Genomic DNA, 13715 nt, shown 5'->3' with positions numbered 1-13715 from the left:
GCCCGTTCCTCGGTGACGTTCTGTCACGGGAGGGGAAGGGTCAGCCGGTGAAGGCGCCGAGTCCCTCGGGAGTGCCCCAGCCGGTCGGGCCGTCGTAGCCCGTCCGGGCGGTGCAGAAGTAGCTGGTGGTGCAGCTTCCGTTGGAGCCGCTGGTGACGTCGTTCAGGGCGGCGGTGTTCGCGTAGGGGAACCTCGCCGGGTAGGAGCCGCCGGAGGGCGTGCCGGCCAGGGCGTAGACGCTCGCGATGATCGGGGCGGAGGCGCTGGTGCCGCCGTAGGTGGCCCAGCCCTGGCCGTCGGCGCCGTAGGTGTCGTAGACGGAGACGCCGGTCGCCGGGTCGGCGACGGCCGAGACGTCGGCGATGGTGCGCTTGGCGCAGCCGGTGTCGGTCTGCCAGGCGGGCTTGGTGTCGTAGGCGGAGCAGCCGGAGCCGGTGCCTTCGGTGCTGCTGGTCCGCCAGACGCTCTCGGTCCAGCCGCGGCTGCTGGAGGACGTGGCGAGCCTGGTGCCGCCCACGGCCGTCACGTACTTGGAGGCCGCCGGGTACTCGGCGCCGTAGCCCGCGTCGCCCGCGCTGACGGTGATGGCGACGCCCGGGTGGTCGAAGTACGAGGAGTCGTACGTCGCGTCGGAGGAGGACTCGCCGCCGCCGTAGCTGTTGGAGACGTACTTGGCGCCCAGGCCGACCGCCTCGTTGACGGCGGTGCCCAGGTTGGCCATGGAGGCGGACTTGGCCTCGACGAGGGCGATGTGGCAGTTCGGGCAGACGGCGCTCGCCATGTCGAGGTCGAGGGAGATCTCGCCGGCCCAGCCGCTGTCGGCGGTGGGGAGGGAGGTGGTGGAGCCGGTCTGGCTCACCTTCTTGAAGCAGCCGTTGGCGGTGGTGCAGGCGGGCAGGCCGTAGTGCGAGCGGTAGGCGGCGAGGTCGGACTCGGCGTTCGGGTCGTCGTAGGCGTCGACGATGGCGATGGTGCGGCCGGTGCCGTTGCTCGCGGCGGCGGAGGTCAGGCCGTAGGCGTCCTGGAGGTCGGAAGGGCCGTAGCCGGAGGGGGCGGTGGCGTCGGCGGCCTGGGGGGAGATGCCGTGCTGTTGCTGGAAGGCGGTGCGGCCGCCCGTGACGCGCAGGGCGTTGCAGGCCATCTCGTTCTTGTGCCGGGGGAGGGCGCAGGAACGGGTCCAGGTCACCTTGGAGGAGTTCTCCTGGGCCTGGGCCTGGGCGGTGGCGGCGGTGGCGAGGCCGGTGAGCAGGAGTGCGGCGGTGGCGGCGACGGCGGAGCCGGTGCGGAGCCATCTGCGGCGGGTGGAGGGGGTGTCGGGCGATGTCGTGCGCAAGGTACAGCCTCCTGGCAGTGGTGGACAGAGGCCTGCGGGCGGGGGGTCCGCCGGTGCGGTTCCCGGCGGGGGCGGCGACCCGCGACGACGATCGCTTGTTGAGTACGTGACAACAAGACGCCTTTCGGAATCCTGACTGCCGCATTGCTGAAGGGGAGGCCGGGCTTACCGGTCGATGGCGGCTCGATGGGCGGGGGATGGGCGCGGCTTGACCAAGGGGCCCGGGATCAGCGGGGCTTGAGGCCGTGCAGGAGGAGGTGGACGAGCTCTTCGATGCCGTCCAGGGCCGCCTCGGGGGCGAGCATGCCGCCCGCCGCGAAGGAGGCGATGCCCTGGAGGGTGGCGCCGGTCAGCAGGGTGAGGTGCCGCGGGTCGCCCGCGATGATCTCGCCGCGCTCCTGGGCGTCGGCGATGACCCGCTCCAGCGAGCCCACCGTCCGGTCGACGGCCGCGGCCATCTGCTCCGAGGCGTCCGGCTCGTGCTTGCGGGCGTACATGAGCTCCAGCAGCTCGGCGTTGTCGATCGCGAAGGCGAGATAGGCCCGGGCGAGGGCGGTGAGCCGCCGCTCCAGCGGGAGGGCGGCGTCGTCGGCGCCGTCCAGGGCCTGGCCCAGCCGGTCGTATCCGGCGAGCGCCAGGGCGTTGAGCAGGGCCTGCTTGTCCTTGAAGTGACGGCCGGGTGCGGCATGGCTGACGCCGGCCTCGCGGGCCAGTTCGCGCAGTGAGAGCGCGCCGGCCCCCTTCTCCCGCAGGGTGCGCTCGGCGCCGGCGAGCAGGGCGGAGCGCAGGTCTCCGTGGTGATAGGGGCGGCTCTCGGGCATGCGCACCATCGTATCCCGATGTTGATGCTGCCATCATTGTTGTCATTGACAGCATTGTTGGCGGCGCCTACATTCGAGGGTATGGCTGAGCAGAAGAGCAACGAGACATGGAACGCGGGCCGCCTGCCCGACCTCACCGGCCGGACCGTCGTCGTCACCGGCGCCAACAGCGGCATCGGTCTCACCGCGACCGACGCGCTGGCCCGGGCGGGTGCGCACGTCGTCCTCGCCGTACGGGATCCGGAGCGGGGGCGGGCCGCGGCGGCGACCGTGCGCGGCAGTACCGAGGTGCGGCGCCTGGACCTGGCGGACCTCTCCTCCGTGCGGGAGTTCGCCGGGGCCTGGCGGGAACCGCTGCACGCGCTGATCAACAACGCCGGCGTGATGATGCTGCCCAGGCAGCACACCAAGGACGGCTTCGAGACGCAGTTCGGCACGAACCATCTCGGTCACTTCGCCCTGACGAACCTGCTGCTCCCGCACATCACCGACCGCGTCGTCACGGTCTCCTCGGGCGCCCACCGCTGGGGTGGCGCGCGGATCGGCTTCGACGACCTGGACCTGACGACGGGCTACACCCCGCAGCGCGCCTACGCCCAGTCCAAGCTGGCGAACCTCCTGTTCACCCTGGAACTCCAGCGCCGGCTGGCGGAGTCGGGCTCCACCGTCCGCGCCCTGGCCGCCCACCCCGGCTACTCGGCCACCAACCTCCAGAGCCACGCGGCCAACCCGGCGGCGCGCGCCTTCATGCGCCTCGGCAACAGGTTCCTCGCGCAGGACGACCGGGCGGGTGCCCTCCCCACCCTCTACGCCGCCACCCAGGACCTGCCCGGCGCGAGCTACGTGGGCCCCGACGGCCTGGGTGAGATGCGCGGTGCCCCGACCCTGGTGGGCCGCTCCCGTGCGGCCAGCGACCCGCTGACGGCCCGTCGGCTGTGGCGGGTGTCGGAGGAGCTGACGGGCACGCTGTTCCCGCTGACCGTGGCCGGCGTAACAGGGGTGCGCAACCCGCTCCTGTGACGACCCTGTGCGCCGGTTCCCCCGGGCGTGCTTCCGCCGTGCCGCCCTTGCTGTGGCCGGTTCTTCCTTCCGCCCCCGACTCTCCTCTTCGTGATCATTCCTGAGTACGGCAGCCCCCTCTACACTGACCAGGCGACGGACTCGCATGCGGTGAGGGGCGGTTGACGGTGCGTAAGGCATGGATCGTGGCGAGTGTTGCGATCAGCTCCGCCCTGGCCTTCGTGATGCTGCTCGTCGTCGGGGTCTACATCGTCGCCGGGAACCTGGCCAATGGCGTGGGCGGTGGGGCGAAGGTGCTGGCCAAGGGGGCGGTGCCCGCCGCGTACTCGGGCCTGGTGGAGAAGTGGGGCAACCTCTGCCCCGCCATCAGCCCGGCCCTGCTCGCCGCCCAGCTCTACCAGGAGAGCGGGTTCAACCCGAAGGCCCAGAGCCATGCCGCCGCGCAGGGGATAGCGCAGTTCATCCCCGGCACCTGGGCCTCGCACGGCATCGACGGGGACAAGGACGGGGACCGGGATGTGTGGGACCCCAAGGACGCGATTCCCTCCGCCGCCTCGTACGACTGCGAACTCGCCTCGTACGTGAAGAAGGTCGGCGGGAATCTGACCGAAAACATGCTGGCCGCTTACAACGCCGGGGCGTACGCGGTGATCAAGTACGGGGGCGTTCCGCCGTACAACGAGACCCGGAACTACGTGAAGCGGATCACGACGCTCTCGGAGAGCTTCGCGGCGCCCGTCGGGCGGGTCGACCCCTCCGAGCAGGCCGCCGGTGCGATCGAGTACGCGCAGAAGAAGCTCGGCACGCCCTATCTGTGGGGCGGCACCGGTACCGCTGAGCAGGGCGGACGCTTCGACTGCTCGGGACTGACCCAGGCCGCCTACGAGACCGTGGGCATCAAGCTCCCGCGCGTCGCCAACGACCAGTACAACGCGGGACCGCACCCGGGTCGGGACGAACTGCTCCCCGGCGACCTCGTGTTCTTCTCGGACGACCCCACCAATTCACGGGCCATCCGGCATGTCGGTATTTATGTCGGAGGCGGGTACATGATCGATGCGCCGCGTACAGGTGCTGTGATCCGGTTCGACCCGATCGACACCCCTGATTACTTCGGAGCCACCCGAGTCACCGAAGATGGCGCGAAAGCACTGCCCACGACGGTGTGAGCCGAGCGTGAACCCACCCCCTGAGCTGCGAAGACGTATCTCTCTTCGATAACGTCTGCGTGATCATTCGGTGGAGTGTGGAACGTATCAACGGGGACCATGCGTTCCTGATGACGTAGCCGAGCGGACGTCAGTGCGGAAGCGGTCTACAACCACGGGGGTGGCAGGAGCGGCGCACGCACAGGTGCGCCCGAGAGACGACGAAGGGGCCGCAGCACCATGGCTGGACTCGCCGAATCCGGGTCGAACCCTGACGTCGACCTGCTCTACGACATCAATGGCCTGGCCAAGGATGCGCCAGGGTGGTTCGACCGGGTCATGGAGTTCGTGGGCGAGTACGGGCTTCTGCTCGCCATCGTCCTGCTCGTGGTCTGGTGCTGGTGGACCGTGCGGCGCCGGGGGGACGAGGACGCGGCGTCCTCCGTCGCGGCGCTGGTCTGGGCGCCGCTGGCGGCGGGGATCGCGGTGCTGGTGAACGTCCCGATACGGGGGTTCGTGGAGCGGCCGCGGCCGTTCCTCGACCATCAGGGGCTCGAGGTACTGGTCTCCGGCAAGACCGACTACTCGTTCGTGAGTGACCACGCGACGATCGTCATGGCGATGGCGGTGGGGCTGTTCGTCGCCCACCGGAAGTTCGGGCTCGTCGCGTTGGTGCTGGCGGTGTTCGGCGGGTTCATCCGTGTCTACATGGGCGTGCACTATCCGACGGATGTCGTGGGCGGGTTCGCGCTGGGTACGGCTGTGGCGTTGTTGTTGTCGCCGGTGGCCATGGCGTTGTTGACGCCGGTGACTCGGGCGGTGGAGCGGTCGCCTCGGGTGGGGTGGCTTGTGCGGGCTCGTGGGCGCGGGGCCGGTGACGGGGAGGGTGCGGTGATTCCCGGGGCTCGGCGGGAGTCGGCTTCTGAGCGGGACCTTGCTGCGTAGTGACCGGCGTCGCTGCTGAGGGCGGGTGGGTGCGCAGCCCGGCGTAGCGGGGTGCCGCTGCGCCCACCCGTGCCGCCCTTAGCGGCACGATTGCCCGCAGCTCAGTCCTACAGAGCCTGGGGATACGTGAAGAAGTGGTTCGGGTCGTACTCGTTCTTGAGCTTGGTCAGGCGTGTTGCCGCTTCTCCGTAGTACGCCTTGCGCCAGTTCGTCAGGGTCGGGTCCGTGTAGTTCTGGTAGGCCGCGCCTGAGGCGTGGGGGCGCATGGACTTGTGAGCCGAGGCCAGCCAGTCGCGGGCCGTGGCGCCCGACGTGCCCGGGCGCCAGGCGGCGATGTACTGGGCCAGCATGCGCGAGCGGCGGTGGACGAAGGCCGTGGACGTCGGGGAGACGCGGTTCACCGCCCCGCCCAGCGCGGTGAGCGCGATGCTGCCCGTGCCGCCGCGCACCGAGCTGATCTGGGACAGCAGCGTGCGGATGCCGGCCGCGGAGAGGGAGCGGTCGAAGAAGTCCGACGCCGCGGCGTACGTCTCGCGGCCCAGCGCGCCCTTCGGGGAACGGCCCGGGGTCGAGCCGGGCAGATGGCACTGGGCGTCCGTCGGGAACGAGGAGCAGCCGGCGTACACCTCCATCGACTCCTCGTAGGAGCGCCGCTTCAGGGAGACGCTGCTCGCCGGGGCGCCGACGCGGTCGGCGAGGCGGTCGACCGCGTTCTTGAGCTCGCCGTAGGTGCCGAGGGAGAAGGCCGCGACGGAGACGGTCGGCCTGCCGCCGGCGGCGCTCGCCAGATGGAGGGACGACCAGATCTCGTCCGGCTGCGACGGCCCCCACTCCTGCCAGGCCTTCACCACCGCGGCCGCCTTCGACGAGGGCCAGGACAGATACGCCGAGACGCCCTGCGGTGCCGGGTGGGTCTTGAAGTGCAGTTCCGTCACCACACCGAAGTTGCCGTTGCCGGCGCCGCGCAGGGCCCAGAAGAGGTCCTTGTTCTCGCGGGCGTTGGCGGTGAGCTGCTTGCCGTCGGCGGTGATCAGTGTGGCCTGGGTGAGGCTGTCGCAGGTCAGGCCGTACGCGCGGGAGACCACGCCGTGTCCGCCGCCGAGGGTGAGGCCGGAGACGCCGACGGTGGGGCAGGAGCCGGCGGGTATCGTGACGCCCTTCGCGGTGAGGGCGCGGTAGACGTCGATGAGTTTGGCGCCGGCGCCGACCACCGCGGTGCTGCCGGAGGCCCGCACGCGGTTGAGCTTCGAGACGTCGATGATCAGACGGCCGTCGCCCGAGGACCAGCCGGCGTAGGAGTGGCCGCCGTTGCGGATCGCCACGCGCAGGGCATGGGCGCGGGCGTAGGCCAGGGCCGTGCGGATGTCGTCCGGGTGGTCCACATACGCGACCGCTGCGGGCTTGAGGCTGTCGAAGCGGGTGTTGTAGAGCTGCCGGGCCGTGGCCCAGGCCGAGTCGCCCGGGCGGACGAGGGGGCCGTCGAGGTCGCGGGCGAGGGCGGACCAGTTGGCGGCGGTGACGTTCGACTTCGTCGTGGTCGTCGCGGTCCTGGCGGTGGCTCTGGCCCCGGAGCCTGTGTCCGACTTCGTGCAGGCGGTGGTGAAGGGTGTTGCGGCTGCGGCCATGCCTGCCGTGCCGGCTGCGAGGAATGTTCGCCGTTCCATGGGGCCTCCCGGTGGTTCCGTCGTGGGAGACGGGGCCGTGGGGATGGGGGTTCCATGGTGCTCGGCCTTGTCAGCCCGCCGCGTGCTTCTCCGCGTCCGTGCGCGCCTGGCTTCTCGCTCTTCGGGCCGGGCCTCGCCAGCCGCAGGTGCAGTGGGCCATGCAGAAGCGGCCCTTCTCCGTTGTGCTCGTGAGGTGTTCCGGCCCGTCCTGCTGCGCCACGCCGACCACCGTACTCACCCCAGGTAAAGGGTTTGCATGGCGGCTGCCGCGTGCTCGCGTGACGGGGGGCACATACCCGTCGTTATCAGGAACAACAAGGGGGCCCGTGACGGACGTACCGGCTGGGGGTAGGCAGGCGATGACTGGGCGGCAGCGGGAACGGTGGCACAGGCGGACGGGTGCGGCGGTCGTCGCGGCCGGGATCGTGGCCGGGGTGGGGCTGGGGACCGGCGGGTGTTCGGGCGGTGACGCGGCCGCCGGTGACTCCCGCGGCGGGGACCCGGTCGCCGTGCTGCGCCGGGCCGCCGACCGGCTGGTGGAGGCGGGGAGTTCGAAGGCCCGTACGTCGATGGAGATGGCGGCCGGCGGGACCCGGGTGACCATCCGGGGCGCCGGCGTCTACGACTACCGGAAGCGGATGGGGCGGCTGAAGGTGCTGCTGCCGCAGGATCCCGCGGGGGCCATGGAGCATCGGCCCATCACCGAACTGCTCGCGCCCGGGGCGTTGTTCATGAAGAACCGGGGTGCCGGTGTGCCGTCGGACAAGTGGGTGCGGGTGGACACGCGGACCCTGTCCGACGGGAACCTCGTCACGGGCGGGGCCACCGATCCGTTCGCGGCGGCCGAGGTGCTGCGCGGGGCGCGGACGGCGACGTACGTGGGCAGGACCGAGGTCGCGGGCACCGGGGTGCGGCACTACCGGGGCACGGCCGATCTCGGTGACGCCGCGAAGCGGGCCTCCGGCGGCAACAAGGGGGCCCTGGCCGCGGCGGCAAAAGGGTTCGCCACGGCCGAGGTGCCGTTCGACGCCTACCTCGACGACGAGGGCCGCATCCGCAAGGTCCGGCACCGGTTCAGCTTCGTGAACGGGCAGCAGAAGAGCCCCGTCGCCGTCGCCTCGACCACGCTGCTCTACGATTTCGGGGCTTCGGTGCGCGTACGGTTGCCGGACGACGACGACATCTACGCGGGCAAGATCGCCGAGAACTGACCGGCGTGAACTAGCCCGTCCGTGCCATGCGCGGTGTGTAGGCCGCTCCCTACTCTAGGAAGTCGGTAACGGCAGAGATGAGGTGATGCACGTGGCTCCGGTCGGCGGTACGGCAGTTCAGGACTACGTGGCCCTCGCCGAGATCGAGCTGTGCGGAGAGCTGATCATCGCGGCCTCGGCCGCGCACGAGGAGCGGCTCAGCCTGGAGAGCATCGACGAGGTGCTGAAAGTGGCCGAGGAGCGGGACGCTTCAGCCGCCAGGAGGTAACCGGCTCACGTCCGCATCATGCGGGCGATCGCCTGGGTCGCCTCCTTGACCTTCGCGTCGATCTCGTCACCGCCCTTGAGAGCCGCGTCCGCGACGCAGTGGCGCAGGTGCTCCTCCAGTAGCTGCAGGGCGAAGGACTGCAGGGCCTTGGTGGAGGCGGAGACCTGCGTGAGTATGTCGATGCAGTAGACGTCCTCGTCGACCATGCGCTGCAGGCCGCGGATCTGGCCCTCGATGCGGCGCAGGCGCTTGAGGTGTTCGTCCTTCTGCTTGTGGTACCCGTGAACACCGGCGTCAGTGACATTTCCGACATCGGTGGCGTCGGTCACGTCCGTCATCGGGTCCTCCTGGTGGGCAGTGAGCCGACATATACCCCTAGTGGGTATATGGTACCGAACTTTGCTGGGTATACGGCCCCTCGGACCGCCCCCGTGCTCACCACTGTGCCCGATGGGCGACACTGGGGGGCGGCCCGATAGCCGTGGCCGGATGATGCGCCTAGCATCGGCCTGACCGAAACCGAAGCAACGAAACCGAAGCACCCCGAGGACCCCACGTGCGCTTTCGTCTGACCCCCAGGGAGACGAGCTTCTACGACATGTTCGCCGCCTCCGCGGACAACATCGTCACGGGCTCGAAACTCCTGATGGAACTGCTCGGGGCGGACGCATCCGCCCGGGCCGAGATCGCAGAGCGTATGCGGGCAGCGGAACACGCAGGTGACGATGCCACGCACGCGATCTTCCACCAGTTGAACTCCTCGTTCATCACGCCGTTCGACCGCGAGGACATCTACTCCCTCGCCTCGTCCCTCGACGACATCATGGACTTCATGGAGGAGGCCGTCGACCTGGTCGTCCTCTACAACGTCGAGGAACTGCCCAAGGGCGTCGACCAGCAGATCGAGGTACTGGCGCGCGCTGCCGAACTGACGGCCGAAGCGATGCCGCATCTGCGGACGATGGAGAACCTCACCGAGTACTGGATCGAGGTCAACCGCCTGGAGAACCAGGCCGACCAGATCCACCGCAAGCTGCTGGCCCACCTCTTCAACGGCAAGTACGACGCCATGGAGGTCCTCAAGCTCAAGCAGATCGTGGATGTGCTGGAAGAGGCGGCGGACGCGTTCGAGCACGTGGCCAACACGGTGGAGACCATCGCCGTAAAGGAGTCCTGAGCCTCTTCATGGACACCTTTGCTCTGGTCGTGACCATCGCGGTCGCGCTCTTCTTCACGTACACCAACGGCTTCCACGATTCGGCGAACGCGATCGCCACGTCCGTCTCGACGCGGGCGCTGACGCCGCGGGCCGCCCTGGCCATGGCCGCGGTGATGAACCTCGCCGGCGCGTTCATGGGCTCCGGGGTCGCCAAGACCGTCAGCGAGGGGCTGATCCAGACGCCCGTCGGTTCGAAGGGGATGGGAATCCTCTTCGCCGCGCTGGTGGGCGCGATCGTCTGGAACCTCGTCACCTGGTACTTCGGGCTGCCCTCGTCCTCCTCGCACGCGCTGTTCGGCGGCATGGTGGGCGCGGCGCTGGCCGGCGGGACGACGGTCTACTGGAGCGGGGTGCTGGAGAAGGTCGTCATCCCGATGTTCATCTCTCCCGTGGTCGGTCTGCTGGCCGGCTATCTGGTGATGACCGCGATCATGTGGATCTTCCGCAAGGCCAACCCGCACAAGGCCAAGAGGGGTTTCCGCATAGCCCAGACCGTCTCGGCCGCCGGTATGGCGCTGGGGCACGGTCTGCAGGACGCGCAGAAGACGATGGGCATCGTGGTGATGGCGCTCGTCATCGCGGATGTCGAGGACTACGGCGACCCGATCCCGGTGTGGGTGAAGATCGCCTGTGCGGTGATGCTGTCGCTGGGCACGTACGCCGGTGGCTGGCGGATCATGCGGACGCTGGGGCGGAAGATCATCGAGCTGGACCCGCCGCAGGGGTTCGCGGCGGAGACCACGGGCGCGTCGATCATGTTCACCACGGCGTTCCTGTTCAAGGCGCCGATCTCCACGACGCATGTGATCACGTCCGCGATCATGGGCGTGGGCGCGACGAAGCGCGTGAACGCCGTGCGGTGGGGTGTCGCCAAGAACATCATTCTCGGCTGGTTCATCACGATGCCCGCGGCCGCGCTGGTCGCCGCGGCGTCGTACGGGATCGTGAGTCTGGCGTTCTTGTAGACAGCAGCTTGTAGACAGCAGAGTCAGTACGCGAAAAGGCCCGCCCCTGGGAGTAGGGGCGGGCCCTTTTCGGCCTCGCGGTGGCACCGCCATGCAGCACCGCGAGGAGTCTCGGCGGGGCCGGATCAGCCGAAGCGGCCGGAGATGTAGTCCTCCGTGGCCTGGACGGACGGGTTGGAGAAGATGCGCTCCGTCTCGTCGATCTCGATGAGCTTGCCGGGCTGGCCGACCGCGGCGAGGTTGAAGAACGCCGTGCGGTCGGAGACGCGCGCCGCCTGCTGCATGTTGTGCGTCACGATGACGATCGTGAAGCGCTCCTTCAGCTCGCCGATCAGGTCCTCGATGGCGAGGGTGGAGATCGGGTCGAGCGCCGAGCAGGGCTCGTCCATGAGGAGCACGTTCGGCTCGACCGCGATCGCCCGCGCGATGCACAGGCGCTGCTGCTGGCCGCCGGAGAGGCCCGAGCCGGGCTTGTTCAGGCGGTCCTTGACCTCGTTCCAGAGGTTCGCGCCCTTGAGCGACCGCTCGACGATGTCGGAGAGCTCGCTCTTCTTGTAGCTGCCGTTCAGCCGCAGCCCCGCCGCCACGTTGTCGAAGATCGACATCGTGGGGAACGGGTTGGGCCGCTGGAACACCATGCCGACCTCACGTCGCACGGACACCGGGTCGATGCCCGAGCCGTAGAGGTCCTCGTCGTCCAGCAGCACCTTGCCCTCGACCCGGCCGCCGGACGTCACCTCGTGCATACGGTTCAGCGTGCGCAGGAACGTCGACTTGCCGCAGCCGGACGGGCCGATGAACGCCGTCACCGAACGCGGCTCGACGGTCATCGAGATGTCCTCGATCGCCTTGTGGGAGCCGTAGTAGGCGGTGAGTCCGCTTACGTCGATTCGCTTGGCCATTAGTACGTCACTTCCAGACTCAGACAGTCGCTGTATGGCCGCGTCAGCGACCGGTCTTCGGGGCCTTCCAGCGGGCGATCCCGCGGGCCACCAGGTTCAGGAGCATCACGAAGGCGATGAGGGTGAGCGACGCCGCCCAGGCACGGTCGTAGGCCGCACCGGAGCCCGCGCTGTTCGCGTACTGCTGATAGATGTACAGCGGCAGCGAGGCCTGCGCACCCTCGAAGGGGTTGGCGTTGATGAACGCGTTGCCCCACACCAGCAGCAGGACCGGGGCGGTCTCGCCTGTGATGCGGGCGATCGACAGCATGATGCCCGTGGTGATGCCGCCGATGGAGGTCGGCAGGACCACCTTCAGGATGGTGCGCCACTTCGGGATGCCCAGCGCCAGGGAGGCCTCGCGCAGCTCGTTCGGGACGAGCTTGAGCATCTCCTCCGTGGAGCGGACGACGACCGGCATCATCAGGATGGCCAGGGCCAGCGAGCCGGCGAAGCCGAAGGGCTGCATGTCGAACATCAGCATGAGGCTGAGGATGAACAGACCCGCGACGATCGACGGGATGCCGGTCATGACGTCGACGAAGAACGTGATGGCCTTGGAGAGGTTCCCGCGGCCGTACTCCACGAGGTAGACCGCGGTGAGCACGCCGATCGGCGCGGCGATCACCGTGGCGAGACCGACCTGCTCCAGGGTGCCGAGGATGGCGTGGTAGATACCGCCGCCGGGCTCGGTGTCGGCGACGACGCCCATGGAGTGGGTCAGGAAGTAGATGTCGAGGACCTTCACACCGCGCGTGACGGTCGACCAGACCAGCGAGGCCAGCGGTATGACGGCGAGCAGGAAGGCGACCCAGACGAAGGAGGTCGCGATGCGGTCCTTGGCCTGGCGCTTGCCCTCGACGGCCGTGGCGATGGCGTAGGAGCCGACGAGGTAGAGGAGCGCGGCGATCAGGCCCCACTGGACCCGGCTGTGCAGGCCGCCGGCCAGGCCGATGCCGATCGCGACGGCGACGGAGCCGGCGGCGATGCCGTACGGGGCCCACTTGGGCAGGCGGGCGCCGCGCAGGGTGCTGGGGCCCTTGGGGGCGATGGTTGCGGTGCTCATGCGTTGGCCCCCGAGTACTCCTTGCGGCGGGCGATGATCGCGCGGGCCGCGCCGTTGACCAGCAGGGTGATGACGAACAGGACCAGACCGGAGGCGATCAGCGCGTCCCGGCCGAACTCGGTGGCCTCACCGAACTTGCTGGCGATGTTCTGCGCGAACGTGCCGCCGCCCGGGTCGAGCAGGCTGGTCTCGATCAGGAAGGTCGGGGAGAGCACGGTGGCGACGGCCATCGTCTCGCCGAGGGCGCGGCCGAGGCCGAGCATCGAGGCGGAGATGACGCCGGAGCGGCCGAAGGGCAGGACCGCCATGCGGATCACTTCCCAGCGGGTGGCGCCGAGCGCCAGGGCCGCCTCCTCGTGCATCTGCGGGACCTGCCGGAAGACCTCGCGGCTCACGTTGGTGATGATCGGCAGGATCATGATCGCGAGCAGGATGCCGACGGTCAGCATGGAGCGGGGGGCGCCGCCCTCCCAGGAGAAGATGCCGGTCCAGCCGAGGTAGTCGTTCAGCCAGCTGAAGAGGCCGGTCATGTTCGGCACCAGGACCAGCGCGCCCCAGAGGCCGTAGACGATGGACGGCACGGCGGCGAGCAGGTCGATCACGTAGGCGATCGGGCCCCTCAGCCGGCGCGGGGCGTAGTGCGTGAGGAACAGCGCGATGGCGACGGCGATCGGGACCGCGATGACCATGGCGATGATCGAGGAGACCACCGTGCCGAAGGCCAGGACGGCGATGCCGAAGTTCGGCGGGACGAGGTTGGTGTCCCACTCGAACGTGGTGAGGAAGTTGCCCTGGTCCTTGCTGATCGCGAGGGAGGCGCGGTAGGTGAGGAAGACCGCGATCGCGGCCATGATCACCAGCAGCAGGATGCCCGAGCCGCGGGAGAGACCGAGGAAGATGCGGTCTCCGGGCCGGGTGGTCCCGCGCGCCGCGCGCTTGTCGGTGGCCGGCTGCGGAGCGGGGGGAGGTGCGTCGGTTATCTGTGCGGATGTATCCATCAGGTTCTCCGGTCTGCGGAGCCGTACGCGGTGTGCGACGGCTCTGCGGAGCCGTACCGGCGGTACGGCCACTGGCGGCGGTGCACCGGACGGTGCGGCCCCGTCCCGGGGAGGGG

At 69.5% G+C, this 13715-nt stretch carries 14 protein-coding genes; 7 read left to right on the top strand and 7 right to left on the bottom strand.

Going from position 1 to position 13715, the window contains the following annotated elements:
* Positions 1–40: 40 nt before the first annotated feature.
* Both ACFTZL_RS28650 and ACFTZL_RS28645 read right to left on the bottom strand, forming a co-directional pair.
* Positions 41–1333 carry a peptidase S8 gene (locus ACFTZL_RS28650; RefSeq protein WP_382588354.1) on the bottom strand — a complete coding sequence of 431 codons (1293 nt, stop codon included), beginning with the start codon at positions 1331–1333 and terminating at the stop codon, positions 41–43.
* A gap of 227 nt (positions 1334–1560) precedes the next feature.
* The gene (locus ACFTZL_RS28645; protein ID WP_382588352.1) at positions 1561–2163 is read right to left on the bottom strand and encodes a TetR/AcrR family transcriptional regulator; all 603 of its coding nucleotides are present in this window, start codon (positions 2161–2163) and stop codon (positions 1561–1563) included.
* Between the two features lie 72 nt (positions 2164–2235).
* Here ACFTZL_RS28645 and ACFTZL_RS28640 point away from each other — a divergent pair, with 72 nt between their 5' ends.
* From ACFTZL_RS28640 to ACFTZL_RS28630, 3 genes are all read left to right on the top strand, one after another.
* A complete protein-coding gene (locus tag ACFTZL_RS28640; RefSeq protein WP_382588350.1) occupies positions 2236–3174 on the top strand; it encodes an oxidoreductase in 939 nt (312 codons plus the stop codon).
* Positions 3175–3335: 161 nt separating this feature from the next.
* Positions 3336–4343: an NlpC/P60 family protein gene (locus ACFTZL_RS28635; RefSeq protein WP_382588348.1), complete on the top strand. Its 1008-nt coding sequence runs from the start codon at positions 3336–3338 to the stop codon at positions 4341–4343.
* 219 nt (positions 4344–4562) lie between these two features.
* Positions 4563–5267: a phosphatase PAP2 family protein gene (locus ACFTZL_RS28630; RefSeq protein ID WP_382588346.1), complete on the top strand. Its 705-nt coding sequence runs from the start codon at positions 4563–4565 to the stop codon at positions 5265–5267.
* 107 nt (positions 5268–5374) lie between these two features.
* Here ACFTZL_RS28630 and ACFTZL_RS28625 read toward each other — a convergent pair whose 3' ends face one another.
* Entirely contained in the window at positions 5375–6931 is a 1557-nt protein-coding gene (locus ACFTZL_RS28625) for an FAD-binding oxidoreductase (protein WP_382588344.1), read from the bottom strand.
* A gap of 359 nt (positions 6932–7290) precedes the next feature.
* On the opposite strand from ACFTZL_RS28625, the gene ACFTZL_RS28620 reads away from it, so the two are divergent.
* Both ACFTZL_RS28620 and ACFTZL_RS28615 read left to right on the top strand, forming a co-directional pair.
* Complete coding sequence (locus tag ACFTZL_RS28620) at positions 7291–8142, top strand: hypothetical protein (RefSeq protein ID WP_382588342.1); 852 nt, start codon at positions 7291–7293, stop codon at positions 8140–8142.
* 85 nt (positions 8143–8227) lie between these two features.
* The gene (locus ACFTZL_RS28615) at positions 8228–8410 is read left to right on the top strand and encodes a hypothetical protein (RefSeq protein WP_382588340.1); all 183 of its coding nucleotides are present in this window, start codon (positions 8228–8230) and stop codon (positions 8408–8410) included.
* A 5-nt stretch (positions 8411–8415) separates the two neighbouring features.
* On the opposite strand, the gene ACFTZL_RS28610 is transcribed toward ACFTZL_RS28615, so the two are convergent.
* On the bottom strand, positions 8416–8748 hold the full coding sequence (locus ACFTZL_RS28610; protein ID WP_376393397.1) for a metal-sensitive transcriptional regulator: 333 nt from the start codon (positions 8746–8748) through the stop codon (positions 8416–8418).
* 218 nt (positions 8749–8966) lie between these two features.
* On the opposite strand from ACFTZL_RS28610, the gene ACFTZL_RS28605 reads away from it, so the two are divergent.
* On the top strand, positions 8967–9587 hold the full coding sequence (locus ACFTZL_RS28605) for a DUF47 domain-containing protein (RefSeq protein ID WP_059418711.1): 621 nt from the start codon (positions 8967–8969) through the stop codon (positions 9585–9587).
* 8 nt (positions 9588–9595) lie between these two features.
* Positions 9596–10594 carry an anion permease gene (locus ACFTZL_RS28600; protein WP_382588338.1) on the top strand — a complete coding sequence of 333 codons (999 nt, stop codon included), beginning with the start codon at positions 9596–9598 and terminating at the stop codon, positions 10592–10594.
* 125 nt (positions 10595–10719) lie between these two features.
* On the opposite strand, the gene pstB is transcribed toward ACFTZL_RS28600, so the two are convergent.
* The 3 genes from pstB to pstC are packed head-to-tail and all read right to left on the bottom strand — an operon-like array spanning position 10720 to position 13599.
* On the bottom strand, positions 10720–11496 hold the full coding sequence (gene pstB, locus ACFTZL_RS28595; RefSeq protein ID WP_215120530.1) for a phosphate ABC transporter ATP-binding protein PstB: 777 nt from the start codon (positions 11494–11496) through the stop codon (positions 10720–10722).
* Positions 11497–11539: 43 nt separating this feature from the next.
* Complete coding sequence (pstA, locus tag ACFTZL_RS28590) at positions 11540–12601, bottom strand: phosphate ABC transporter permease PstA (protein ID WP_382588336.1); 1062 nt, start codon at positions 12599–12601, stop codon at positions 11540–11542.
* The gene (gene pstC, locus ACFTZL_RS28585; RefSeq protein ID WP_382588334.1) at positions 12598–13599 is read right to left on the bottom strand and encodes a phosphate ABC transporter permease subunit PstC; all 1002 of its coding nucleotides are present in this window, start codon (positions 13597–13599) and stop codon (positions 12598–12600) included. Before pstC ends, pstA begins: the two co-directional genes overlap by 4 nt.
* Between the last annotated feature and the right edge of the window lie 116 nt (positions 13600–13715).

The sequence above is a fragment of the Streptomyces sp. NPDC056948 genome, assembly GCF_042674225.1.
Classification (GTDB): Bacteria; Actinomycetota; Actinomycetes; order Streptomycetales; family Streptomycetaceae; genus Streptomyces; species Streptomyces purpurascens.
The sequence above is the reverse complement of the archived record's forward strand: the minus strand, read 5'-3'. Positions and strand labels throughout refer to the sequence as shown.

Excerpts from the sequence above, each read along its gene's own strand:
- ACFTZL_RS28645 (WP_382588352.1), bottom strand. The coding sequence starts at position 2,163 with ATGGTGCGCATGCCCGAGAGCCGCCCCTATCACCACGGAGACCTGCGC.
- ACFTZL_RS28640 (WP_382588350.1), top strand. The coding sequence starts at position 2,236 with ATGGCTGAGCAGAAGAGCAACGAGACATGGAACGCGGGCCGCCTGCCC.
- ACFTZL_RS28630 (WP_382588346.1), top strand. The coding sequence starts at position 4,563 with ATGGCTGGACTCGCCGAATCCGGGTCGAACCCTGACGTCGACCTGCTC.
- ACFTZL_RS28625 (WP_382588344.1), bottom strand. The coding sequence starts at position 6,931 with ATGGAACGGCGAACATTCCTCGCAGCCGGCACGGCAGGCATGGCCGCA.
- ACFTZL_RS28620 (WP_382588342.1), top strand. The coding sequence starts at position 7,291 with ATGACTGGGCGGCAGCGGGAACGGTGGCACAGGCGGACGGGTGCGGCG.
- ACFTZL_RS28615 (WP_382588340.1), top strand. The coding sequence starts at position 8,228 with ATGCACGTGGCTCCGGTCGGCGGTACGGCAGTTCAGGACTACGTGGCC.
- ACFTZL_RS28610 (WP_376393397.1), bottom strand. The coding sequence starts at position 8,748 with ATGACGGACGTGACCGACGCCACCGATGTCGGAAATGTCACTGACGCC.
- ACFTZL_RS28600 (WP_382588338.1), top strand. The coding sequence starts at position 9,596 with ATGGACACCTTTGCTCTGGTCGTGACCATCGCGGTCGCGCTCTTCTTC.
- pstB (WP_215120530.1), bottom strand. The coding sequence starts at position 11,496 with ATGGCCAAGCGAATCGACGTAAGCGGACTCACCGCCTACTACGGCTCC.
- pstA (WP_382588336.1), bottom strand. The coding sequence starts at position 12,601 with ATGAGCACCGCAACCATCGCCCCCAAGGGCCCCAGCACCCTGCGCGGC.
- pstC (WP_382588334.1), bottom strand. The coding sequence starts at position 13,599 with ATGGATACATCCGCACAGATAACCGACGCACCTCCCCCCGCTCCGCAG.